Here is a 21,871-nt window from a genome sequence, read left to right as displayed (position 1 = left end):
GGGCGTCCCCCTCCCAGATTGCGAAGCAATATGAGAGAGGGGGAAGGCGCGAAGCGCCTCAGGGGGTGAACGCTAATGTGCCACCACCTTGCCCCACTCCCGCTCATAGGTGTGCACCAGGGCCTGGTTGGACAGGCGGTTCACGTCCGCCGGCAAACGCGCCATGTCAACCGGAAAGTCGAACAGCAGGGGCAGCGTGCCCGCGCTCAGGAAGCGCAGGTCCGCAGGCAGCGCCTCGGGCAGGCGCCAGGGCCGGCGGCTGGCCACCACGAAGCCCCACTCGCCGAAGCTCGGCACATGGGCGTGGTAAGGCGCCGTCTGCAGGCCCACCGATTCCATGGTCTGCACCACCGTCCAGTAGCTCTTGCGCGCCACCAGCGGCGAGGTGGTCTGCACCACGGCATAGCCGCTGGCCGACAGGCGCTTGTCGAGCAGCGCATAGAAGCTGTTGGTGTAGAGCTTGCCGATGGAGAAGTTGGTCGGGTCGGGGAAGTCCACCACGATCACGTCGAACACATCCTCTGCCGCATCGCAGCCGGGCGCCTTGCACTGCTGCAGCCACTGGAAGGCGTCGGTGTTGACCACCTGCACCTTGGGCGAGCGCAGGGCATTGCCGTTGAGCCGGGCGAGCGTCGGGTCTTCAGTGAACAGGCGCGTCATGGCCGGATCGAGCTCGACCAGGGTGACCGACTCGACCGAGGGGTACTTGAGGATCTCGCGCACGGCCATGCCGTCGCCGCCCCCGAGCACGGCCACGCGCCGGGGCGCGCCATGGGCCGCCATGGCGGGGTGGACCAGGGCCTCGTGGTAGCGGTACTCGTCGCGCTCGGCGAACTGAAGGTTGCCATTGAGGTACAGACGATGGCCCAGCTTGCCGTTGGTGACCACGATGCGCTGGTAGGGCGAGGCGGTGCTGATGACGATGCGGTCCTGGTAGAACTTGTCTTCGGCAAAGCTCGTGATGTGGTCGGCGCCGACCAGCCCGGCCAGCAGCAACCCGATCACAGCCAGGCAGGCGAAGGCATGCGCGCGCAGGCGGCGCAGCTCCTGGCGGAACAGCCACACGGCCCACAGCGCAACAAAGGCATTCATGAGCCCGAACAGCAGGCCCGTGCGGATGAGCCCCAGCTGCGGCACCAGCAGCAACGGGAAGGCCATGGACACGGCCAGCGCGCCCAGGTAGTCGAAGGTCAGCACCTGCGAGACCAGGTCCTTGAGCGCCACATTGCGCTTCAAGATGCGCATGACCAGCGGAATCTCCAGCCCGGCCAGCGTGCCCACCATGAACACCATGCCGTACAGCAGCAGGCGGAAGGCCCCGGGCGCATAGGCATTGGCCAGGAACAGCGTGGCCGGCAACACGCCGCCGATCAGCGCCACCAGCAGTTCGATGCGCAGGAAGTGCGCGGGCAGCTGGCGCTCGAAATAGCGCGACAGCCAGGAGCCCACGCCCATGGCGAACAGGTAGGTGCCGATGATGGTGGAGAACTGCAGCACCGAATCGCCCAGCACATAGGAGGCGAGGGCGCCGGCCGCGAGCTCGTAGAGCAGGCCGCAAGCGGCCACGACGAACACGCTGGCCAGCAGTGCGACATCGATGGGGCGCACGCCCGGTGCGGGCACGGGGGGGAGGGAGGAGGGGGAGGTAGGGTTCGAGGACAAGCCGCTATTGTGCTGCGAACGGCGAAGGCACAGGCTGCTGGCGGGGCGTGGCGGTGGCCGGGGCAGCGGCCAGGCCCAACAGGCCATGGGGCAGCGCCTTGCCCTGGGCTGCAAGCTGCGCCGCCAGCCCCTGAGCGATGGCTTCGGCCCGGACTCGTCCCTGCGCTACCTGCACGGGTGGCAGGCGGGCCACTTCGCGCTGCATGAAGTCGGCCAGGTTTTGCGGGTTGCGGAACATGCGCGCCATCAGGATGCGGTAGGCATGGCCTTCGACCGGATCGCGGAATGCCGAGAATGCAGGGTTCGGAGGGATCGGGGGCCCTTCATCATGCAACCATGCCAGAGTGCTCACCGCTCGGTGTGTGTCATTCAGCAATGCCTGCCTGGCGTAGTCGAGCACCTCCTGGCCCCAGGCAGCCAATTGGGCCTCGCTCTGGGGTGTACCCGCATAGCCCTCGCTGCCGATGAGGCCCCTGGGTCCGACAAACTGAAAATTGAGCTGCGCATCCGCATCGCCGGCCCGCGCGTGCAGCCGCAGGATGTCGGTGCGCAGCGCATAGTCCTGGTCCGACAGGCGTACACAGAGCACCGACGCCTGGGTATGGCGCGCGTCGAGTTGCTGCAGCGCATCTCCCGAGGCCGTGCCCTGCGAACGCATCTGCCACAGCACGTCCGGCAACCATCGGCTGGAAGCACAGAAGCTCAGGCCGGCCAGCAGAGCCACATCGGAGTCGATGCCCTCGACCGACGGCCCGGTGTAGCTGCGCAGCATTTCCCAGACCGGCCGCGGCGGAGCGTCGATCGCATTGGACACCGCAGAGCCGAACCGGCGCTTGCTGCGCTGGATCTCTTCAGGGGAAGGCGGGGGTACCGCGGGGGGCACGGCGGCGGTATCGGTTGCTGCCATGCCAGCGCCCAGGTGCGGGTTCCAGGGAAAATCCCGGCCCTGCGGTGGAGCGCCCCCGGCAACACGCACCGCGGATGGAAGGTCTGCCGCAGGCCACCACAGCCACACAGCCCCCGCCATCAGCGCCACCAAGACAGTGCCGCCCACCATCCCGCCACGCCTGCCGAGGCGTCGAGGTTTGGAGCGAGGTGCATGGGCCATCACGCAGCCAGTCTGCACGAGGGGGCATAGCCCCTCGTCCATGCCAGAGAAATGGCCGGGCTTAAAACTGGTAGTTGACGCTGACGAGCAGGCTGCGCGGCGCGCCCGGCATGGCATCTGAACGCCAGTATTCCTTGTCCAGCAGGTTCGACAGCGCAGCGGTTGCCGTCCATGCGCCCTGGCGCCAGCCGACCAGCGCATCCCAGCGGGTATAGCCCGGCACGCGCGAGGTGTTGGCCGCATTGAGCCAGCGCGCGCTGGTGTGGGTGACGCCGATTTCCGCATACCAGGGCCCCTGGGGCGCGTAGCGCACGAAGAGGTTGCCATTGCGCAAGGCCGTGTCCACCAGGTACTTGCCCACGAGCGCGGGCTGCTGCTTGTCCTCCATGACCTTGGCGCTGGTCACGCCCACGCCGCCGCGCACGTACCACGACGAGGCCACGCGGCCGGCCGCGCTGAACTCGATACCGCGCGAGCGCTCCTTGCCACGGATGGCCCAGGTGAAAGGATCATTGACCGCATCGGGACGGTAGCGGATGTTGGCGTGCTGCAGCTGGTAGACCGACAGCTGGGTGGACAGCGCACCGTTGAGCCAGTCGCTCTTGACGCCCACTTCGATCTGGCGCGAGTGCTGGGGCTCGTCGTCGTACACGGCGGTGGGCGAGACGTCCACCGTGATCATGCCGCGCCCGCCATAGGGCGAGTAGCTCTTGTTCCACGAGGCGTACAGGCTGTGCTCGCGCACCGGCTGCCAGACCACGCCCAGGCGCGGGCTCACCGCGTCGCCGTCATAGCCGCGCCCCATGTTGGTCAGCAGGTTGGTGCTGTGGAAATCGAAGCGGTCGTAGCGCAGGCCGGCCAGCAGCTTCCACTCGGGCGTGAGGCTGATGAGGTCCTGCACGTACAGGGCCTGGCTCTCCGCCTTGTGCAGGTTGTGCTGGGTCGGGTTGCCCTGGGCCGGCTTGGCGCCCCAGGCAATGGGCTGCAACGGGTCGTAGCTGAAGGTGGACGCGGGCTGGCCGATGCGCGGATGGCGCTTTTCCTCGCTGACCTCCACCCCGACCAGCACCTCGTGCTGGAGGCTGCCGGTGCTGAACTTGCCCGTGAGGTCCACGGTGTTGGACAGGGTCTCGTTGGCCGTCTGCTGCCAGGCGTAGTTGGGCCGCACCTGGCCGCGCCAGGTGCAGGCCGCGCCTGCGGTGGTCTGACCGGCCGCATTGCAGTAGGTGCCGGCGAAGTAATGGTCGAAGTCCTGGCTGGCCTCGCGCTTGCTGGCCACCCAGCGCACGCTCCAGGCCTTGTTGAAGTCGTACGACAGGTCCGAACGCAGCACGCGCAGGCGGTCCTCCACATAGTCGCTGGGGTGGGCAAAGCCCTTGCGGATGGAGACGCCCGCGGGCAGTTGGTCGTAGACCGGACCGCGGTCGGGCACGCGCCAGATGTTGTCGTAGGTGTACTGCCCCGTCCAGCGCAGGCCGGTGCGGGTGTCCACCAGGATGCTGGGCGAGACCATCTCGTTCTTGTTGCGGATGCCGCTGCGGAAGCTGTCGGCCTGCTCGCGGTCGGCCGTCAGGCGCACGGCCACGTGTTCGTTGATGACCTTGTTGATGTCGAGCGTGCCGCCGTAGTTGTCCCACGAACCGCCGCGCAGGGTGACGCTGCTCTTGGCATCGAAGCGTGCCTGCTTGCTCACCAGGTTCACGATGCCGCCGCCGCTGCTGCGGCCGTAGAGCACCGAGGCCGGGCCCTTGAGGATCTCGATGCGCTCGACGTTGGCCGTACTGCGGCGCACCTGGCCCGATTCGCGCACGCCGTCGCGGTAGATGTCGCCCGAGTCGGCGTTGAAGCCGCGGATCATCACGCCCTCGCCGCGCATGTCGTACTTGGTGTTCACACCGGGCACACCATCGAGCATGACGGCCAGGTCGTTGATGCCGTAGCTCTTGTACTTGTTGACTTCCAGCGTGTCGATGGTCTGCGGAATGTCCTTGGGCGCCATGTAGGTCTTGGTGGCCGTAGTCACGCCTTCGGGGCGCACATCGTCGGCGTCGTACTGCGAGCCGGTCACCTGCACAGCGGGCAGGGCGGCATCGGCCTGGGCCCAGGCCTGGGAGGCACCCAGCACGGCCAGCAGGCTGGCTGCGGCGGTGGCTGTCAAATGAAAACGGGCAGCCTTGGTGCTGCCCGCATGGTTCTTGTTCGCCATGTGTACTCCAGTGGGTCGAACACGGCCCCTCCGGCCGCACCCGTTAACAGAAAGTACACATTTTAATACAAACGATAATTATTCTTATTCATTCCTTTGCACTCCAAAGGACAAGCACCCGCAGGCCCCGGGGGAGCCCTGCCGTCGCACCGCAATGGCCTTCAGTGGATGGCGGCGGCGACAATGATGCTGATGCCCAGGCACATGGCCGCCACCACCACGCCGAGCGCGATGTTCTGCTTCTCGACGATCTCGCCCCACAGGTCATAGGGCGTGATCTTGTCGACGATGATGAAGCACAGCCAGAAGATCACGACGCCGATCAGCGCGTACAGGATGGACCCGAGGAACGCCGCGGGCTTGAGCCATTCGATTCCCATCATGGTGGAAGCTCCTTGATAAATTACTTGTGCCCGCCGCCGCCGCTGGAATAGCCGCCGAACGAGCCGCCCGAGCTGCGGTAGCCGCTGCTGCCGGACGACCCGGAACAGTTGCTCAGCAGGATCAGCAGGATGATGATGACGATCGCAATGATGATGATGGTGCCGCAGCCCAGGCCCGATTTGGCCACGAAGGGCCCCGGGTCGTCGCGCTGCAGCACATCCTTCTTGTCTTCGAGCTTGAAGGCCTTGGCCACGGTGTCGCTGGCCAGTTTGTCGCCCGAGGACCAGGTCACCTCATTGGACGTCTGCTCCATGGACAACAGGCCCTTGGCGCTCGCGAAGTCGCGGTTCGAGGTCTTCTGCCCACGCGTGACCTGCCAGTAGAACTCGCCGAGCACATAGGTGGTCTCGGCCTCGTAGCTGTACTTGAGCTGGTAGGTGGTGCCCAGGTAGGTGGCGCTGCGGCCGCTGGCCGCCATCTGCGGGGCACCCGTGGTCGGGCGCACCATGCTCCAGCCGTCCTCGGCATCGACCAGGAAGGCGAAGCCGCGCTTCTGGTTGAACAGCAGGTACTCGCTCCAGCCGAAGTGCTCGTCGTCGCCGGGCTCCACGCCCATGCGGTGCTGGAAACCCACCACCTGCCAGTGCACGCCCTGCAGCTGGCCCTTGCTGCCCAGCGGGATGATGGGGCGCACCGGCTCGTCCTGCTCGGCCGAGCGCAGCTCGCCCCCCACGCCGCTGTCCAGCGAGATGATGCTCGCGCACGATCCGCAGGTGATGCTCTTGGTGGTGGACAGCTGCACCTGCACCGGCGCACCGCAGTGCGGGCAGTTGAACTGGCGGCCCTTCTCGTCCTTGGCCGATTCGTCCTTGAGGCCGGTGAGCTTGAGGTCCTCCAGCAGCACGGCGCGGCCGCGCTCCAGGTGCGGCGGCTGGTGGCCGTAGTCGATGCTGAGCACCTCGCCATCGGCGCTGCGCAACTCGACCATGTCGAAGGGCTGGCCGATGGGCGGCAGCTTGGGCAGTTCGCCCTGGGCCGAGATCAGCGTGGCACTGCCGCTGAAGGCGACGGAGTACGACTTGCCGCTGATGGCCGTGGTGGCGCCGATACGGAAACGGCTGGCCTCGGGCAGCTCGCGCCCGGCCTCCATGGGCCGGGTGAAGACGTAGGCGCCGTTGTCCTCGCCCAGGCTGGCCAGGGTGCCGTCCTGCAGGAAGGCCGACCACTCGGTCCAGACACCGGCCTCGGTCTTGTACTGCAGGCGGCCGATCAGCGTGAACGGCACCTCCTTGCCGTCGAGCGTGATGCGCCCGCTGGCCATGAGCTGCAGCGGGCTGTGGTCATCGAACAGCTCGGCCATCTTGCCCAGGCGCTGCAGCACGTCGCCGCTGCGCACCACGGTGCTCTGGCAGTAGCCGCAGACGGCGTGGGTGGACTGCGCGCTGCGGAATTCAACCGGCGCGCCGCAGCCCGGGCAGGGCGCGCGGTAGGAACGCTGTGTGGGGTCAGTGGCCATTCGGGCGTTGCCACGGGCGTCCAGGTGCTGGGCTGCAGGGGGCCGTCAGCCCGCTGCCGCCCGCACCCGAGGCGCCGGTGGCGAAGGTAGGGGTTGCGCCGGGCCTCAGATCAGCTTCTTGAGCAGTTCGGACTTCTTGGCGTCGAACTCCTCCTGCGTGAGGATGCCCTTGGCCTTGAGATCGCCCAGCTTCTCGAGCGTGGCCATCACGTCCTCGGGCTTGACGCCAGCGGCGGCCGCCACGGCCGCCGCTGCGGGCGCGGCATTGCCGCCGCCCTGCAGGCCCTGCTGCAGGTTCTGCGCCATCACCTGGCCCAGCGCCACGCCGGCACCCAGGCCCATGGCGTCGCCCGCGATGCCGCTGCCGCCACCGCTGTTCTCGGCGAACTTGGGGATGGCCTGGGCCGTCTGGTACTGCATGAACTTGGCCATGTCGTTGCCGACCATGCCCATGCCGATCTTCTGGTCGAGGATCTTCTGCAGCTCTTCGGGCAGCGAGACGTTCTGCACCGTGAGGTTCTCGATCAACAGGCCCAGCTTGGCGAAGATGGGCGCCAGTTCCTTGGTCAGCGCATCGGCGAACATGACCTGGTTGGCCGCCAGGTCCAGGAAGGGCAGGCCGCTGCCGGCAATGGCGTTGCTGATGTTCTGCAGCACCAGGCCGCGCAACTGGCCTTCGAGGTCGCCCACGGGGTAGACGTCGCGCGTGCCCGAGATCTCGGTGTGGAACAGCTTGGGGTCGGCGATGCGGAAGGCATAGTTGCCGAAGGCACGCAGGCGCACCGCACCGAAGTCCTTGTCGCGGATGGTGATGGGCTGGGGCGTGCCCCACTTCTGGTCGATCTGCTGGCGCGTGCTGAAGAAGTAGACATCGCTCTTGAAGGGTGACTCGAAGAGCTTGTCCCAGTTCTTCAGGTAGGTCAGCACCGGCAGGGTCTGCGTGGTGAGCTTGTAGGTGCCAGGCCCGAAGACGTCGGCCACCTTGCCTTCGTTGACGAAGACGGCCATCTGCGACTCACGCACCACCAGCGTGCCGCCGTTCTGGATTTCCATGCCGCTCATCGGGAAGCGCCAGGCGAGCGTGCCGTCACCGTCCTCGGTCCACTGCAGGACGTCGATGAACTGTTTCTTGATGAAATCCATGAGGGCCATGTCTGCTCCCTAATGCGTTGCCGCAGTTGAAAAGATGACCATCATAGCAACGGGGTTGGCGCCGCCAAGGGCATTTTGATTCCCCACTGCGTGACGGAATTAACGCTATGGCCCCACCGTGCCCGTCACCCCGCAATCAATAGTTTCAATGCTGAAACTAGCCGAACTCAATTGGCCTTGGCTATTGCGAATGCCTACCATTTCATGACCGGCGGCACTGCCGCACGCATGAATGAAAGGACACCCCCATGGCCCGCATCCGCCAGATCGCCCAGCAGAACAAGACCATGCTCCTGAAGACCGGCAGCTACTACCTGATCCACATCAGCGTGGCCGCCATGGTGGCCTATGCCGTCACGGGCAACCTCTGGGCTTCGCTCACGCTGAGCCTGCTCGAACCCACGGTACAGGCCGTGGCCTTCTTCTTCCATGAAAAGGCCTGGGACCGCGCGGCACGCCGCCGCGCTGCCAGCGCTGTCGATGCCTTGCCTGCCGCAGCGTGACAGCCATGCGCAGGCACTTCACCCAATGGCTGCAGCAGGCGCTGGCGGCCTACGCGCAGACGCAGTGAGCGCGGGGGCCGGTCAGTGCCCTGCGAAGTCGACCAGGGTGTAGAGCGGCAGGCCCGATTCCTTGAGGCGCTGCGAACCACCCAGCTCGGGCAGGTCGACGATGGCCGCGCCCTCGGTCACGGTGGCGCCCAGCTTCTCCAGCAGGCGCCGGCCGGCCATCATGGTGCCGCCCGTGGCGATGAGGTCGTCGATCAGCAGCACGCGGTCGCCGGGCTTGACAGCATCGGTGTGCAGCTCCACCGTGGCACTGCCGTATTCGAGTTCGTAGGTTTCCTCCACCGTGGTGAAGGGCAGCTTGCCCTTCTTGCGGATCGGCACGAAGCCCACATTGAGTTCGTAGGCCACCACGGCCCCGAGGATGAAGCCGCGCGCATCAAGCCCGGCCACCACATCCGGGCGCAGGGCCTTGTCCATGTAGCGGTGCACGAAGGCATCGATCAAGACGCGAAAGACCTTGGGGTCCTGCAGCAGCGGCGTGATGTCGCGGAACTGCACGCCGGGGGCCGGCCAGTCGGGCACGGTGCGGATGTGCTGGCGCAGGTACTGGTTGACGCTGAGGGGCTGCATGGGGTGTGGGGCGGATGGCACAAAGGGGGCGAGTGTAAACACCAGCACCCGGCCTGTGGCCGCAAATGCGGGCCCATAATGGGTCTTCGTTACACCTGCAGCCTGCAGGCTGACTCCATTTGACTTGAGAAATAAGCCAGATCGGCCATGCCCATCTCCGTCCTGTTGATCGAAGACGACCGAGAGCACGCACGGGCGCTTGTGGATGCACTGGTCGATCCCTGGCTGGGCTGGCGGGCCCACGTGGCCCCATCGCTGACACAGGCGCAGCTGTGGCTCAAGGACCATGTGCCGGACATCGTGCTGGTCTGCCAGCACTTCACCGACGGCTCGGCCTACGACGTGCTGGAGCACATGGGCCGCGTCCCGGCCCTGATCATCGTGGACGCCGGGGCCGATGCGCAGGCGGCCCACGCCATGCGCCATGGCTTTGCCGACTTCACCATCCGCGACCCCGGCTGCAACTACCTGCTGGCCCTGCCCGCGCAGATCGAGGCCGTGCTCGAGCGCAGCAGCAGCGTGCGTGCGCGGCGCGCCGCCGAGGCCATGCTGGCGCGCCAGCACCGCCTGCTGCAGGCGATCTCGCGTGCGCAGGCCGTGTTCATCGCCAGCTCGGCCCCGCGCGCGGCGTTCGATGCCCTGTTGCACGAGCTCATGGAGCTGACCGGCAGCCAGCTCGGGCTGGTCGGGCAGGTGCAGCGCACGGCCGAGGGCCGGCCCTTTCTGCGCATGCACTCCATGACCGACGTGGCCTGGGACGAGGCCACGCGCGCACGCTACACCCGGGATGCGGAGGAGGGCCGGGTCTTCGATGACCTCGACTCCCTGCCGGGCCAGGCGATGCAGACCGAGGCGCCGGTGATCGTCCACAACGCCCAGGGGGAGCAGCGCAGCGCCGGCATGCCGCCCGGGCATGCGCCCGTGGTCTCTTACCTGGGCCTGCCCATCCTGGCCTCGGGCGAGCTGGTCGCCGTGGTCGGGCTGGCCAACCGGCCCGAGGGCTACACCGCGGCCGACGTGCAGTTCCTGCAGCCGCTGCTGAACACCGTGGGCCAGCTGGAGCTGGCACGCCGCGCCGAGCTCGCGCGCCGCCAGGTGGAGGAGGAGCTGGCGCGCACCAGCGAGCTGCTGGCCGAAAAGACCCGGGCGCTGCAGAGCACGCTGGCCAGCGTCTCACAGGGCATCACCAAGGTCGATGGCGAGGGCCGCATCCGCGTCTACAACCAGCGCTACCTGGAGCTCTTGAACCTGCCCGAAGCGCTGCTCGCGGGCGAGCCCCGGGTGGAAGAGGTGGTGCGCTTCCAGACCGAGCGCGGGGACTTCGGCACGGGCTTCCAGCTGATCGAGTCCAAGGCCCGCGACTACGTGGGCGCCGAATACGCCGCGCACGGGGGCAAGCTGACCATGCCGGACAGCTACATCCGCCGCACCGTGGCCGGCCGCTTCATCGAGGTACGCACACGCCCGCTGGAGGACGGCGGGCGCGTGCGCACCTTCACCGACGTGACCGACTACCTGGGCGCACTGGAAGCCCTGCGCGAGAGCGAGGCGCGCTGGCGCAGCCTCACCCAGCTGTCCTCCGACTGGTACTGGGAGCAGGATGCCGAGTTCCGCTTCGTGCGCACCGAAGGCAGCCCGCAGGCCAAGATGGACATGACCGACGAGCAGCTCTTCGGCCTTGCGCGCTGGGAACTGCCCAACACCTTTGCCGACGAAGGCCAGTGGCGCGCCCACCGCGAGCAGCTCGCGCAGCGCCAGGTGTTCCGCAATTTCGAGATCCAGCGCACGACCGCGGCCGGCGAGCCGATCTGGGTGTCCATCAGCGGCGAGCCGATCTTCAATGCCGAGGGCGAGTTCACCGGCTACCGCGGGCTGGCGCGCGACATCACCGAGCGCAAGCGTGCCGAGGCCGAGATCCAGCGCCTGGCCTTCTACGACGAACTCACCAAGCTGCCCAACCGGCGCCTGCTGCTGGACCGGCTGGAGCGCGCGGCCACGGCCTGCGAGCGCGAGGGCCAGCATGGCGCCCTGCTGTTCCTGGACCTGGACAACTTCAAGGGCATCAACGACACCATGGGCCACGAGTGGGGCGACCGCCTGCTGGTGCAGGTGGGCGAGCGCCTGCGCGCCAGCGTGCGCGCCACCGACACCGTGGCGCGCCTGGGGGGCGATGAGTTCGTGGTGGTGCTGCAGGGGCTGAGCAGCGAGGAGACCGGGGCCGCCGTCGAGTCGGAGGCCGTGGCGCAGAAGGTGCTGCAGGCCCTCAACGAGCCCTACGACATGGACGGCAGCGAGCTGCACAGCACGCCCAGCATCGGCATCGCGCTGTTCCACGACCGCGAGCAGCCCGTCAACGAGCTGCTCAAGCGCGCCGACCTGGCGATGTACCAGGCCAAGGCCCAGGGGCGCAACACGCTGTGCTTCTTCGACCCGGCCATGCAGGCGGCGGCCACGGCGCGCTCGGCGCTCGAAGGCGACATCCGCCAGGGCATCCAGCGCAACGAGTTCCTGCTGCACTACCAGCCGGTCGTCAATGCCGCGGGCCAGACCATGGGCGCCGAAGCCCTGGTGCGCTGGCAGCACCCGCAGCGCGGCATGGTGCCGCCGGGCCAGTTCATCCCGCTGGCCGAGCAGACCGGCCTGATCCTGCCGCTGGGCCAGCGCGTGCTGCACCTGGCCTGCGAGCAGTTGGCGCGCTGGAACCGCGAGAGCGCCACCAAGGGGTGGACCGTGGCCGTGAACGTGAGCGCCCAGGAGTTCCGCCACACCGAATTCGTGCCCCAGGTGCTGCAGGCGCTCTACACCACGGGCGCCGACCCGGCGCGGCTCAAGCTGGAGCTGACCGAAAGCCTGCTGCTCACCGACGTGGAGGAGAGCATCGTGAAGATGCAGGTGCTGCGCAACCTGGGCGTGGGCTTCTCACTCGATGATTTCGGCACCGGCTACTCCTCGCTGGCCTACCTCAAGCGCCTGCCACTGGACCAGCTCAAGATCGACCAGAGCTTCGTGCGCGACGTGCTCACCGACCCCAACGATGCGGCCATCGCCTGCACCATCGTGGCCCTGGCCCACAGCCTGGGCCTGGACGTGGTGGCCGAGGGCGTGGAGACCGAGGGCCAGCACGACTTCCTGCTGCGCAACGGCTGCCAGCAGTTCCAGGGCTACCTGTTCGGCCGGCCGGGGCCTGCGGAAGCCCTGCAGCCCGGCTGAGGGCTGTCAGCCTTTCAGGAGTTTGGCCTCGGCCAGGCTCAGCGCTGCAGGGTGGCCCGAGAGCACCAGGGTGTCGCCCTCGGCCAGGGCTGCATCGTCCACGGCGGCGCTGACATGGCCATTGGCGCGGCGCAGGTTGACCACGCGCACGCCCATGGCCGGCAGGGCCAGGTCGCCCAGCAGCTGGCCCAGGGCCTTGGCACCCGAGGGCAGGCTCACGGTGGCCAGGCGCTCCTGGTCGCGCTCGTTGACGGTGTCGTCGTCGGCGCCATGGAAGTAGCCCCGCAGCAGGTTGTAGCGCGCGTCGCGCTGGTCTTGCACCAGGCGCAACACGCGGCGCATGGGCACGCCGACCAGGGCCAGGGCGTGGCTGGCGAGCATGAGCGAGCCCTCGATGGCCTCGGGCACGACCTCGGTGGCGCCGGCTTCCTGCAGCTTGTCCAGGTGCAGGTCGTCCTGCGTGCGCACCACCACCGGCACCTGGGGCGCGTGGGACCGGGTATTGGCCAGCACCTTGAGCGCCGCGGGCACATCGATGTAGGTCACGGCCACGGCACTGGCACGCACCAGGCCGGCCGCCATGAGCGCCTGCAGGCGCGTGGCATCGCCGTAGACCACGGAGTCGCCGGCGGCGGCGGCCTGGCGCACGCGGTCCGGGTCCAGGTCGAGTGCCATGTAGGGGATGCCCTCATGCTCGAGCATGCGCGCCAGGTTCTGGCCCGAACGGCCGTAGCCGCAGATGATCACGTGCTTGCTCGTGTTGATGGACTTGCGCGCGATGGTCGTCATCTGCAGCGATTGCTGCAGCCAGTCGCTGGCCACCAGCTTCATCACGATGCGGTTGCTGTACATGATGAGGAAGGGCGTGGCCAGCATGGACAGCACCATGGCCGCGAGGATGGGGTTCATGAGCGCGGGCTGCACCAGGTTGTTGGTCTGTGCCAGCGACAGCAGCACGAAGCCGAACTCGCCTGCCTGCGCCAGGTACAGCCCGGTGCGCAGCGAGACCCCGGTGGTCGCACCCATGCCGCGCGCCAGCACCAGGATGACCACCAGCTTGAGCGTGATCGGCACCACCAGCAGCGCCAGCACCAGGCCCCAGCGGTCCACCAGGATGTGCCAATCCAGCATCATGCCGATGGTGATGAAGAACAGCCCGAGCAGCACGTCGTGGAAGGGACGGATGTCGGTGCCCACCTGGTGGCTGTACTCGGTCTCGGACACCAGCACGCCTGCGATGAAGGCCCCGAGCGCGAGGCTCAGGCCGGCCACCTCGGTCAGCCAGGCCAGGCCCAGGGTGATGAGCAGCAGGTTGAGCATGAACAGCTCTTCGCTCTTGCGGCGTGCCACCAGGGTCAGCCACCAGCGCATCACGCGCTGGCCGCCCGTGAGCAGCAGGCCCACCAGCACCGTGGCCTTGAGCAGGGCCCAGGCGAGTGCCACCAGCAGCTTGTCGGGCGACGAGCCGAGCGCCGGGATCAGCACCAGCAGCGGCACCACGGCCAGGTCCTGGAACAGCAGGATGCCCATGACGTTGCGGCCGTGCTCGCTCTCCAGCTCGGCACGCTCGGCCATGAGCTTGACCACGATGGCCGTGCTGCTCATGGCCATGACGCCGGACAGGGCCAGCGCCGTCTGCCAGCCCATGTCCCACACACCGCCCAGCAGTTTGGCCAGGAGCAGCGAGCCGACGGTGGCCAGGGTCATGGTCACGACCACCTGCATGAGCCCCAGGCCGAACACCTGGCGGCGCATGGCGCGCAGCTTGGGCAGGCTGAACTCCAGCCCGATGGCGAACATCAGGAACACCACGCCGAATTCACCCAGGTGGCGCACGCCCTCGGAGTTCTGCGCCAGGGCCAGCGCATGGGGGCCGATGAGCACGCCCGCAGCCAGGTAGCCCAGCATGGGCGGCAATTTCAGGCTGCGGCAAGCCACCACGCCCAGCACCGCGGCCAGCAGGTAGAGCAGGGTGAGGGCGAGTGAGGACATAGGCTGATGCTATCCGAGCGCAGGCAGGCCGGTCGATAGAATCTCGCGCATGACCGCCGTTCTTCCCCCTTTCGATGCCGATCAGGCGCTGCGCCTGGCCCGAGAAACCTTCGACATCGAAGCCGCCGCCCTGAACGGGCTGGCCGCGCGCGTGGACGCGCGCTTTGCCCAGGCGGTGCAGATGGCGCTGACCATCCGTGGCCGCGTGGTCGTGATGGGCATGGGCAAGAGCGGCCATGTGGGCCGCAAGATTGCCGCCACCCTGGCCTCCACGGGCACCCCGGCGTTTTTTGTGCACCCGGGCGAGGCCAGCCATGGCGACCTGGGCATGGTGACCGAGCACGACATGGTGCTGGCCATCTCCAACAGCGGCGAGAGCGGCGAGCTCACCGCCATCCTGCCGGTGCTCAAGCGGCTCGGCGTGCCCCTCCTGGCCCTGACCGGCGGGCTCGACTCCACCCTGGCACGCCATGCCGACCTGGTGCTGGACTGCAGCGTGGACCGCGAGGCCTGCCCGCTGAACCTGGCGCCCACCGCCAGCACCACGGCCCAACTGGCCATGGGCGACGCCCTGGCCGTGGCCCTGCTCGATGCACGGGGCTTCCGGCCCGAGGACTTCGCGCGTTCGCACCCTGGTGGTGCGCTCGGCCGCAAGCTGCTGACCCATGTGAGCGACGTCATGCGTTCGGGTGGCGACGTGCCGCGCGTGGCGCCAGACGCCTCCTTCAGCGAGCTGATGCGCGAAATGAGCGCCAAGGGCCTGGGCGCCTCGGCCATCGTCGATGCCGCGGGGCAGATCCTGGGCATCTTCACCGACGGCGACCTGCGCCGGCGCATCGAGGCCGGCGCCGACCTGCGCGCCGCCACCGCGGCCGAGGTGATGCACCCCTCGCCCCGGCGCATCGCCCCGGACGCCCTGGCCGTGGATGCCGCCGAGCTCATGGAGGCCCACAGCATCACCAGCGTGCTGGTGGTGGACGCCGCCGGCGCGCTCACCGGCGTGGTGCACATCGGCGACCTGATGCGCGCCAAGGTGATCTGAGCCATGGCGAGCCCCTTTTCCGTGCCTCCCGCCCTGAACTTCGCCCCCGAACTGCTGCTGCGCGCCCAGGGCGTGCGCGTGGCTTTCTTCGACGTGGACGGTGTGCTCACCGATGGCAGCCTGCTGTTCACCGATGCCGGTGAAACCATCAAGCGCTTCAACACCCTGGACGGCCACGGCCTCAAGCTGCTGCAGAAGGCCGGCATCACGCCCGCCGTGATCACCGGCCGCGACTCGGCGCCCCTGCGCGTGCGCCTGAAGGCGCTGGGTGTGGAACATGCGGTCTTCGGTACCGAGGACAAGCGCCCGGCCGCCGAAGACATCCTGGCCCGGCTGGGCCTGACCTGGGAGCAGGCCGCTGCCATGGGCGACGACTGGCCCGACCTGCCGGTGATGCGCCGCAGCGCATTCGCCTGCGCGCCAGCCAATGCCCAGGTCGAGGTGCGCCACAACGCCCACTACGTGACCACCGCCCGCGGCGGCGATGGCGCGGCACGCGAACTGTGCGACCTGCTGCTGGTGGCTACCGGCCACTATGCCCGCTTGCTGGCAGACTACACCGCATGATGCGCCCCGCCATGCCCCACCGCGCGCCCCCATCCGGCCCCCGTTCCGGAGGCCGCCCATGAGCCGGCGCCAGATGCTGCGCCAGAGCTGGGAGCGCATCACCCTGTACCTGCCGGTGATGATCATGGGGCTGCTGGCCCTGGGCACCTGGTGGCTGGTGCGCAACGCGCCCGCGCCCCTGGCACCGCCCACCGAAAAGGCCCGCAGCAACCAGCCCGACTATTCGATGAAGGCGTTTTCGGTCAAGAGCTTCGATGCCAAGGGCCGCCTGCAAAGCGAGGTGCAGGGCGATCTGGCGCGGCATTTTCCCGATACCGACACGCTGGAAATCGACCACGCGCGCATGCGCTCGGTGGCACTGGACGGGCGCCTGACCCTGGCCACGGCCAACCGGGCCCTGAGCAATGCCGATGGCAGCGAGGTGCAGCTCTTCGGCAACGCCATCGTCACGCGCGAGCCGTTGCCCGCCCGCCCTGGCGTGGCCGCCCAGCCGCGCATGGAGTTCCGCAGCGAGTTCCTGCATGCCTACACCCAGACCGAACGCGTGCGCTCGGACAAGCCGGTGGTCCTGACCCGGGGCAATGACCGCTTCACGGCCGACGGCATGGACTACGACCACCTCGACCAGGTGCTGCAGCTGCGCGGCCGGGTCAAGGGCGTGCTCGTGCCGGGCTCCGCCAAGTAGGCAGCACCGCGCCGCCACCCTTTTACCCACCACCAAGGCCCTTCATGACCTTGCAGCAGCCGCCGCAGCCACGCCCCCTTCTGGCCTTCATCACCGGCGCCTCCAGCGGCATCGGCCAGGCGCTGGCCCTGCGCTTTCACCAGGCCGGCTACCGCCTGGCCCTGGTGGCGCGCCGCACCGAGGAGGTCAAGGCCTGGGCCATTGCCCAAGGCATCGACCCGGCCGACTACGAGGTCTACGGCGCCGACGTCTCGGTGGTGGACAGCATCGTCGCTGCCGGAAATGACTGCCTCGCGCGCCAGGGCACGCCCGACGTGGTGATCGCCAATGCCGGCATCAGCGTGGGCATGGACACCGCGGTGCGCGGCGACATCGACGTCATGGCGCGCACCTTCGCCACCAACAACATCGGCATGGCCGCCACTTTCCACCCCTTCGTCGACGCCATGGTGCAGCGCCGAAGCGGCACCTTCGTGGGCATCGGCAGCGTGGCCGGCATACGCGGCCTGCCCGGCCATGGAGCCTACTGCGGCAGCAAGGCGGCGGTCATCAGCTATTGCGAAAGCCTGCGTGGCGAGATGCGGCCCCACGGGGTGCGTGTGGTGACCATCTCGCCCGGCTACATCGACACACCACTGACCCAGGGCAACCGCTATGGCATGCCCTTCCTCATGCAGGCCGAGGATTTCGCAGAGCAGGCCTTCCGGGCCATCACCGCAGGCACCAGCTACCGCGTGATCCCCTGGCAGATGGGCGTGGTGGCCAAGCTCATGCGCCTGCTGCCCAACTGGGTGTTCGACAAGGCCCTGGCCGGCCGGCCGCGCAAGCGCCGAGAACACGAGTGACAACCCCCTGAATCGCTTCGCGCCTCGGCTCCGCCGCCGGAGGCGGTGGCCCTTGCGCGGCGGTCCTGGCCTGGGCCGTGCGCGTTCCACCCAAGCGAGGCAGCGCCGCACGCCATTGAAAACCCACAGCAGAGCTGTGCCGAGAGTCCAGGCATGAAAAAAGCCCCCGAAGGGGCTTTGTCTTTTGGGGGTCAGGGCTCAGTAGCCGCTGTTGCCACCGTTGCCGTAGCCGCCGCCACCGCCGCTGCGGCCACCGCCGCCGTTGCGCGAACCGGAGCCATAGGGGCTGCGGAAGCCGCCTTCGCTGCGGCCACCGCCGCCGTAGCCGCCACCGCCATCACCGCGGCCGCCGCCATAACCACCGCCGCCGCCGTCACCGCGGCCACCACCGTAGCCGCCGCCACCGCCGCCTTCACGGCCACCGCCGTAGCCGCCACCGCCACTGCGGCCGCCGCCACCACCATAGCCACCACCGCCGCCACCGAAACCGCCGCTGCGGGGTGGGCGTGGTTCCATGGGACGTGCTTCATTCACCACGATGCTGCGGCCGCCCAGAGGCTGGCCGTTCATGCCGTTGATGGCGGCCTGGGCTTCTGCATCGCTGCCCATCTCGACGAAGCCGAAACCCTTGGAGCGGCCGGTATCGCGCTCCATCATCACCTTGGCGCTGGTCACGGCACCAAATTGGCCGAAGGCCTGCTCCAGATCGTTGTCACGCACCGAGTACGGCAGGTTGCCAACGTACAGTTTGTTGCCCATCGAGGGACTCCTCAAAAACACATGGATAAAGCGATGGAGTCCCGAAAACGCAGCCAGCTAATCTCAATGACGCTCTCAGCGCGAAACTGACGGACACCGCAAACGACAGGTATAACCCGCCAAGCCATTATGCGCCACAAATTTCCCAAAAAAGCAAGCCTCGTGGCCTCGGAAGACAGGTTGTGGTGGCATGGTGACAAATGCCACGGCCCCAACGAAAAAAGGAGCCTGAAGGCTCCTTTTGTGGGTCTGCGCAGGGCAGGCGTGCTTGCTCAGTAGCTGCCGCGGCCACCGCCGTAGCCACCACCACCGCCGCCGTTACGGCCACCGCCGTAACCGCCGCCGTTGCCACCACCGTAGCCGCCGCCGCCACCACCGAAGCCACCGCTGCGGGGAGCACGGGGCTCCATGGGACGGGCTTCGTTGACCACGAGGTCACGGCCGCCGTAGTTCTGGCCATGCACGCCCTGGATGGCGGCTTGTGCTTCGGCATCGCTGCCCATTTCGACAAAGCCGAAACCCTTGGAGCGGCCGGTGTCGCGCTCCATCATGACCTTGGCGCTGCCCACGGTGCCGTACTGGCTGAAGGTCTGCTCCAGATCGTTGTCGCGGAAGGAATAGGGCAGATTGCCCACGTACAGTTTGTTGCCCATGAGGGACTCCTGAAAAAACATGAAAACGCGATGGAGCCCGACGCAATCAACAAACCTGTGACGACTTCAAAGACGCGAAACTGACCAATCACCGCTAACCGCCTTGCTGCCAGAGCAGTAAGGCGAACTCATTATTAATCACTTTATGGCGCTTGTGGGTTTTATTTCAGCAAGGGCAAACCCGTGCCGGGGGCTGTCATCAGGCTGTAACCGCGGGTTTTCCCTTGATTTCCCCCACATTCGTATACAATCGCGCGGTCTTTGGGGAGTAGCCCGTCCGTCGCGCAATGCGCCGGGGGCATGCGTCAACACACTTGGGTTGCTTGCAATCTATGGCGCATGCGGCTCGTGAATGAGCTGGGCAAGACCATTGACTGCATGCCGATCCAATGGCCGGAGTCGGGGTGCAGTCAATGCGATTTCAGAACAATCCGGCCGGATTGACCCCACGAAATGGAAGCCTTCTTCGTATCCACCTCCCTCGTCGCGCTGGCCGAGATGGGGGACAAGACCCAATTGCTGGCCCTCGTGCTGGCCGCACGCTTTCGCAAACCCTGGCCCATTGTCCTGGGCATCTTCGTCGCCACCCTGGCCAACCATGGCCTGGCCGGCGCCGTGGGCGCCTGGGTGACCACCCTGCTCGGCCCGCAGGTGCTGCGCTGGATCCTGGGCGCCTCGTTCATTGCCATGGCCATCTGGATGCTGATCCCCGACAAGCTCGACGAGGAAGAGACCAGCGGCGCCCCGCGCTGGGGGGTCTTCGGCACCACGCTGATCGCCTTCTTCCTGGCCGAGATGGGCGACAAGACCCAGATCGCCACGGTGATGCTGGCCGCCCAATACCACGCCTACCTCGCGGTGGTGGCCGGCACCACGCTGGGCATGATGCTGGCCAACGCCCCCGTGGTCTGGCTGGGCGAGCGCATCACGCGGCGTGTGCCCATCAAGGCGGTGCACATGGTCTCGGCGGGCATCTTCCTGGTGCTGGGCGGCATTGCACTGTTCGCACCGGTGGCCACGCCCTGAGGGGGCTGCGGCCCGGGTCGGGCTTTGGTATAGTTGTTCCTGCGCCGATTTGCCACAGCTTGCGGGCGCTTTATAAATCCTGCTAAAGACCCGACCGACACCCAAAGCCCGGCCTCGTTTTTAGCGATGCCGGGTTTTTTGTTTATGTCGTTCATTGCCACACCCCAGTCCATGCATTTCGAGGAGCTGCTGCCGCTGCAAAGCGGTGCCTCCATCCGTGACTACGTGCTGGCCTACGAGACCTACGGGACGCTCAATGCCGAGCGCTCCAACGCCGTGCTCGTCTGCCACGCCCTCAACGCCTCGCACCATGTGGCCGGCGTCTACGAAGGCCAGCCGCGCAGCGAGGGCTGGTGGGACAACATGATCGGCCCGGGCAAGCCGGTGGACACCAACCGCTTCTTCGTGGTCGGCGTGAACAACCTGGGCTCGTGCTTCGGCTCCACGGGGCCCATGCACACCCACCCCGACACGGGCGAGGTCTATGGCGCCGACTTCCCGGTGGTGACGGTGGAGGACTGGGTCAACGCCCAGGCCCGCCTGCTCGACCGCCTGGGCATCACCCAGCTGGCGGCCGTGCTGGGCGGCAGCCTGGGCGGCATGCAGGCCCTGGCCTGGACGCTGCAGCACCCCGACCGCATGCGCCATGCCGTGGTGGTGGCCAGCGCCCCCAACCTCACGGCCGAGAACATCGCCTTCAACGAGGTCGCGCGCCGCGCCATCGTGACCGACCCCGACTTCCATGGCGGGCACTTCTACCGCCATGGCGTGGTCCCCAAGCGCGGCCTGCGCATCGCGCGCATGATCGGCCACATCACCTACCTGAGCGATGACGTGATGAACGAGAAGTTCGGGCGCCAGCTGCGGCACCAGGTGCTTGAACAGGGCAGCCAGGACGCAACCGTACCGAGCGGCGGCGCCTCTTACCTCTACAGCACGCAGGACATCGAGTTCCAGATCGAAAGCTACCTGCGCTACCAGGGCGACAAGTTCAGCGAGTACTTCGACGCCAACACCTACCTGCTGATCACGCGCGCACTCGACTACTTCGACCCCGCCTCGCACTACGGCGGCAACCTCACGCTGGCGCTGGCGCGTGCCACGGCCAAGTTCCTCTTGATCAGCTTCACCACCGACTGGCGCTTCTCGCCCCAGCGCAGCCGCGAGATCGTCAAGGCCCTGCTCGACAACCGCCGGCGCGTGAGCTACGCCGAGATCGACGCGCCGCACGGGCACGATGCCTTTTTGCTCGACGACCCGCGCTACATGGACACCATGCGCTCGTATTTCGACAGCATCGCCAAGGAGCTCGCATGACCGAGAAAGCCACCATGGAGGCGCTGGCGCGCCTGGTTTCCACGGGCTCGCGCGTGCTCGACCTGGGCTGCGGCGATGGCGCCATGCTGTCCTACCTGCAGCGCGAACGCGGATGCAGCGGCTACGGCATCGAGATCGCCGACGCCAACGTGCTGGCCTGCGTGCGCCGCGGCGTGGACGTGATCCAGCTCAACCTGGACGAGGGCCTGGCGATGTTCGGCGACAACAGCTTCGACGTGGTGCTGCAGATCGACACGCTGCAGCACCTGCGCAATGCCGAGGTGATGCTGCGCGAGACAGCCCGCGTGGGCCGCACCGGCATCGTCGCCTTCCCCAACTTCGCGCACTGGCCGAACCGCCTGTCCATCCTGCGCGGGCGCATGCCCGTGACGCGGCGCCTGCCCTACCAGTGGTACGACACGCCCAACATCCGCGTGGGCACCTACAAGGACTTCGAGGTGCTGGCACACAAGAACGAGCTACGCGTGCTCGAATCCTTCGGCCTGCAGGACGGGCGCGAGGTGCGCTTGCTGCCCAATGCGATGGCCGGCACCGCGGTGTTTCACTTCGAGCACGCCTGACCCGCCGCAGGCGGGCGCCACGCATGC

General features: G+C 67.6%; 19 protein-coding genes and 1 riboswitch. Of the genes, 9 read left to right on the top strand and 10 right to left on the bottom strand.

From position 1 onward, the window contains the following. Positions 1 to 72: 72 nt before the first annotated feature. The 6 genes from HNP48_RS03000 to HNP48_RS02975 form a co-directional block, all read right to left on the bottom strand. Positions 73 to 1,623, bottom strand: a complete 1,551-nt coding sequence (locus HNP48_RS03000) for a polyamine aminopropyltransferase (RefSeq protein ID WP_409362530.1) — start codon at positions 1,621 to 1,623, stop codon at positions 73 to 75. Between the two features lie 43 nt (positions 1,624 to 1,666). Continuing rightward, positions 1,667 to 2,569: a hypothetical protein gene (locus HNP48_RS02995; RefSeq protein WP_184855348.1), complete on the bottom strand. Its 903-nt coding sequence runs from the start codon at positions 2,567 to 2,569 to the stop codon at positions 1,667 to 1,669. A gap of 262 nt (positions 2,570 to 2,831) precedes the next feature. Further along, positions 2,832 to 4,976, bottom strand: coding sequence for a TonB-dependent siderophore receptor (locus HNP48_RS02990; protein ID WP_184855347.1), 2,145 nt, complete (start codon positions 4,974 to 4,976; stop codon positions 2,832 to 2,834). A gap of 161 nt (positions 4,977 to 5,137) precedes the next feature. Then, positions 5,138 to 5,359 (bottom strand): DUF350 domain-containing protein, encoded by a 222-nt coding sequence (locus tag HNP48_RS02985; protein WP_409362529.1) that lies wholly within the window; start codon positions 5,357 to 5,359, stop codon positions 5,138 to 5,140. A 20-nt stretch (positions 5,360 to 5,379) separates the two neighbouring features. Next, a complete protein-coding gene (locus HNP48_RS02980; RefSeq protein WP_184855346.1) occupies positions 5,380 to 6,876 on the bottom strand; it encodes a DUF4178 domain-containing protein in 1,497 nt (498 codons plus the stop codon). A 105-nt stretch (positions 6,877 to 6,981) separates the two neighbouring features. Then, positions 6,982 to 8,028, bottom strand: coding sequence for an SPFH domain-containing protein (locus HNP48_RS02975; protein WP_184855345.1), 1,047 nt, complete (start codon positions 8,026 to 8,028; stop codon positions 6,982 to 6,984). A 248-nt stretch (positions 8,029 to 8,276) separates the two neighbouring features. On the opposite strand from HNP48_RS02975, the gene HNP48_RS02970 reads away from it, so the two are divergent. After that, positions 8,277 to 8,531, top strand: coding sequence for a DUF2061 domain-containing protein (locus tag HNP48_RS02970; protein ID WP_184855344.1), 255 nt, complete (start codon positions 8,277 to 8,279; stop codon positions 8,529 to 8,531). 81 nt (positions 8,532 to 8,612) lie between these two features. Here HNP48_RS02970 and HNP48_RS02965 read toward each other — a convergent pair whose 3' ends face one another. Next, positions 8,613 to 9,167, bottom strand: a complete 555-nt coding sequence (locus tag HNP48_RS02965) for an adenine phosphoribosyltransferase (RefSeq protein WP_184855343.1) — start codon at positions 9,165 to 9,167, stop codon at positions 8,613 to 8,615. 147 nt (positions 9,168 to 9,314) lie between these two features. On the opposite strand from HNP48_RS02965, the gene HNP48_RS02960 reads away from it, so the two are divergent. Further along, positions 9,315 to 12,377 carry an EAL domain-containing protein gene (locus tag HNP48_RS02960; RefSeq protein WP_184855342.1) on the top strand — a complete coding sequence of 1,021 codons (3,063 nt, stop codon included), beginning with the start codon at positions 9,315 to 9,317 and terminating at the stop codon, positions 12,375 to 12,377. Positions 12,378 to 12,383: 6 nt separating this feature from the next. Here HNP48_RS02960 and HNP48_RS02955 read toward each other — a convergent pair whose 3' ends face one another. Continuing rightward, a complete protein-coding gene (locus HNP48_RS02955; RefSeq protein ID WP_184855341.1) occupies positions 12,384 to 14,369 on the bottom strand; it encodes a monovalent cation:proton antiporter-2 (CPA2) family protein in 1,986 nt (661 codons plus the stop codon). Between the two features lie 49 nt (positions 14,370 to 14,418). Between HNP48_RS02955 and HNP48_RS02950 the strand changes: the two genes are divergently transcribed. The 4 genes from HNP48_RS02950 to HNP48_RS02935 are packed head-to-tail and all read left to right on the top strand — an operon-like array spanning position 14,419 to position 17,508. Then, complete coding sequence (locus HNP48_RS02950; protein WP_184855340.1) at positions 14,419 to 15,411, top strand: SIS domain-containing protein; 993 nt, start codon at positions 14,419 to 14,421, stop codon at positions 15,409 to 15,411. A 3-nt stretch (positions 15,412 to 15,414) separates the two neighbouring features. After that, positions 15,415 to 15,978 carry an HAD family hydrolase gene (locus tag HNP48_RS02945; RefSeq protein ID WP_184855339.1) on the top strand — a complete coding sequence of 188 codons (564 nt, stop codon included), beginning with the start codon at positions 15,415 to 15,417 and terminating at the stop codon, positions 15,976 to 15,978. A 58-nt stretch (positions 15,979 to 16,036) separates the two neighbouring features. Continuing rightward, positions 16,037 to 16,663: an LPS export ABC transporter periplasmic protein LptC gene (lptC, locus tag HNP48_RS02940; RefSeq protein ID WP_184855338.1), complete on the top strand. Its 627-nt coding sequence runs from the start codon at positions 16,037 to 16,039 to the stop codon at positions 16,661 to 16,663. A gap of 44 nt (positions 16,664 to 16,707) precedes the next feature. Next, on the top strand, positions 16,708 to 17,508 hold the full coding sequence (locus HNP48_RS02935) for an SDR family oxidoreductase (RefSeq protein WP_184855337.1): 801 nt from the start codon (positions 16,708 to 16,710) through the stop codon (positions 17,506 to 17,508). A 198-nt stretch (positions 17,509 to 17,706) separates the two neighbouring features. Here HNP48_RS02935 and HNP48_RS02930 read toward each other — a convergent pair whose 3' ends face one another. After that, positions 17,707 to 18,267: an RNA-binding protein gene (locus HNP48_RS02930; RefSeq protein WP_184855336.1), complete on the bottom strand. Its 561-nt coding sequence runs from the start codon at positions 18,265 to 18,267 to the stop codon at positions 17,707 to 17,709. A 272-nt stretch (positions 18,268 to 18,539) separates the two neighbouring features. Beyond that, positions 18,540 to 18,920 (bottom strand): RNA-binding protein, encoded by a 381-nt coding sequence (locus tag HNP48_RS02925; protein WP_184855335.1) that lies wholly within the window; start codon positions 18,918 to 18,920, stop codon positions 18,540 to 18,542. 251 nt (positions 18,921 to 19,171) lie between these two features. After that, positions 19,172 to 19,357: riboswitch (yybP-ykoY riboswitch) on the top strand. A 16-nt stretch (positions 19,358 to 19,373) separates the two neighbouring features. On the opposite strand from HNP48_RS02925, the gene HNP48_RS02920 reads away from it, so the two are divergent. The 3 genes from HNP48_RS02920 to metW all read left to right on the top strand — a co-directional run bounded on the left by HNP48_RS02920 (position 19,374) and on the right by metW (position 21,844). Then, positions 19,374 to 19,946, top strand: a complete 573-nt coding sequence (locus HNP48_RS02920; protein WP_184855334.1) for a TMEM165/GDT1 family protein — start codon at positions 19,374 to 19,376, stop codon at positions 19,944 to 19,946. A gap of 144 nt (positions 19,947 to 20,090) precedes the next feature. Next, positions 20,091 to 21,263 carry a homoserine O-acetyltransferase gene (locus HNP48_RS02915; protein WP_184855333.1) on the top strand — a complete coding sequence of 391 codons (1,173 nt, stop codon included), beginning with the start codon at positions 20,091 to 20,093 and terminating at the stop codon, positions 21,261 to 21,263. After that, on the top strand, positions 21,260 to 21,844 hold the full coding sequence (gene metW / locus HNP48_RS02910; RefSeq protein ID WP_184855332.1) for a methionine biosynthesis protein MetW: 585 nt from the start codon (positions 21,260 to 21,262) through the stop codon (positions 21,842 to 21,844). Before HNP48_RS02915 ends, metW begins: the two co-directional genes overlap by 4 nt. The last annotated feature ends 27 nt before the right edge of the window (positions 21,845 to 21,871 follow it).

The sequence above is a fragment of the Acidovorax soli genome (assembly GCF_014207955.1).
Classification (GTDB): domain Bacteria; phylum Pseudomonadota; class Gammaproteobacteria; order Burkholderiales; family Burkholderiaceae_C; genus Acidovorax; species Acidovorax soli_A.
Note: the sequence above shows the minus strand (reverse complement) of the source record. Positions and strands in the feature narration are given on the sequence as shown.

What these genes read in the sequence shown, in the direction of transcription:
- HNP48_RS02995 (WP_184855348.1), bottom strand. Translation starts at nt 2,569, where the DNA reads ATGGCAGCAACCGATACCGCCGCCGTGCCCCCCGCGGTACCCCCGCCT.
- HNP48_RS02990 (WP_184855347.1), bottom strand. Translation starts at nt 4,976, where the DNA reads ATGGCGAACAAGAACCATGCGGGCAGCACCAAGGCTGCCCGTTTTCAT.
- HNP48_RS02985 (WP_409362529.1), bottom strand. Translation starts at nt 5,359, where the DNA reads ATGATGGGAATCGAATGGCTCAAGCCCGCGGCGTTCCTCGGGTCCATC.
- HNP48_RS02980 (WP_184855346.1), bottom strand. Translation starts at nt 6,876, where the DNA reads ATGGCCACTGACCCCACACAGCGTTCCTACCGCGCGCCCTGCCCGGGC.
- HNP48_RS02975 (WP_184855345.1), bottom strand. Translation starts at nt 8,028, where the DNA reads ATGGCCCTCATGGATTTCATCAAGAAACAGTTCATCGACGTCCTGCAG.
- HNP48_RS02970 (WP_184855344.1), top strand. Translation starts at nt 8,277, where the DNA reads ATGGCCCGCATCCGCCAGATCGCCCAGCAGAACAAGACCATGCTCCTG.
- HNP48_RS02965 (WP_184855343.1), bottom strand. Translation starts at nt 9,167, where the DNA reads ATGCAGCCCCTCAGCGTCAACCAGTACCTGCGCCAGCACATCCGCACC.
- HNP48_RS02960 (WP_184855342.1), top strand. Translation starts at nt 9,315, where the DNA reads ATGCCCATCTCCGTCCTGTTGATCGAAGACGACCGAGAGCACGCACGG.
- HNP48_RS02955 (WP_184855341.1), bottom strand. Translation starts at nt 14,369, where the DNA reads ATGTCCTCACTCGCCCTCACCCTGCTCTACCTGCTGGCCGCGGTGCTG.
- HNP48_RS02950 (WP_184855340.1), top strand. Translation starts at nt 14,419, where the DNA reads ATGACCGCCGTTCTTCCCCCTTTCGATGCCGATCAGGCGCTGCGCCTG.
- HNP48_RS02945 (WP_184855339.1), top strand. Translation starts at nt 15,415, where the DNA reads ATGGCGAGCCCCTTTTCCGTGCCTCCCGCCCTGAACTTCGCCCCCGAA.
- lptC (WP_184855338.1), top strand. Translation starts at nt 16,037, where the DNA reads ATGAGCCGGCGCCAGATGCTGCGCCAGAGCTGGGAGCGCATCACCCTG.
- HNP48_RS02935 (WP_184855337.1), top strand. Translation starts at nt 16,708, where the DNA reads ATGACCTTGCAGCAGCCGCCGCAGCCACGCCCCCTTCTGGCCTTCATC.
- HNP48_RS02930 (WP_184855336.1), bottom strand. Translation starts at nt 18,267, where the DNA reads ATGGGCAACAAACTGTACGTTGGCAACCTGCCGTACTCGGTGCGTGAC.
- HNP48_RS02925 (WP_184855335.1), bottom strand. Translation starts at nt 18,920, where the DNA reads ATGGGCAACAAACTGTACGTGGGCAATCTGCCCTATTCCTTCCGCGAC.
- HNP48_RS02920 (WP_184855334.1), top strand. Translation starts at nt 19,374, where the DNA reads ATGGAAGCCTTCTTCGTATCCACCTCCCTCGTCGCGCTGGCCGAGATG.
- HNP48_RS02915 (WP_184855333.1), top strand. Translation starts at nt 20,091, where the DNA reads ATGTCGTTCATTGCCACACCCCAGTCCATGCATTTCGAGGAGCTGCTG.
- metW (WP_184855332.1), top strand. Translation starts at nt 21,260, where the DNA reads ATGACCGAGAAAGCCACCATGGAGGCGCTGGCGCGCCTGGTTTCCACG.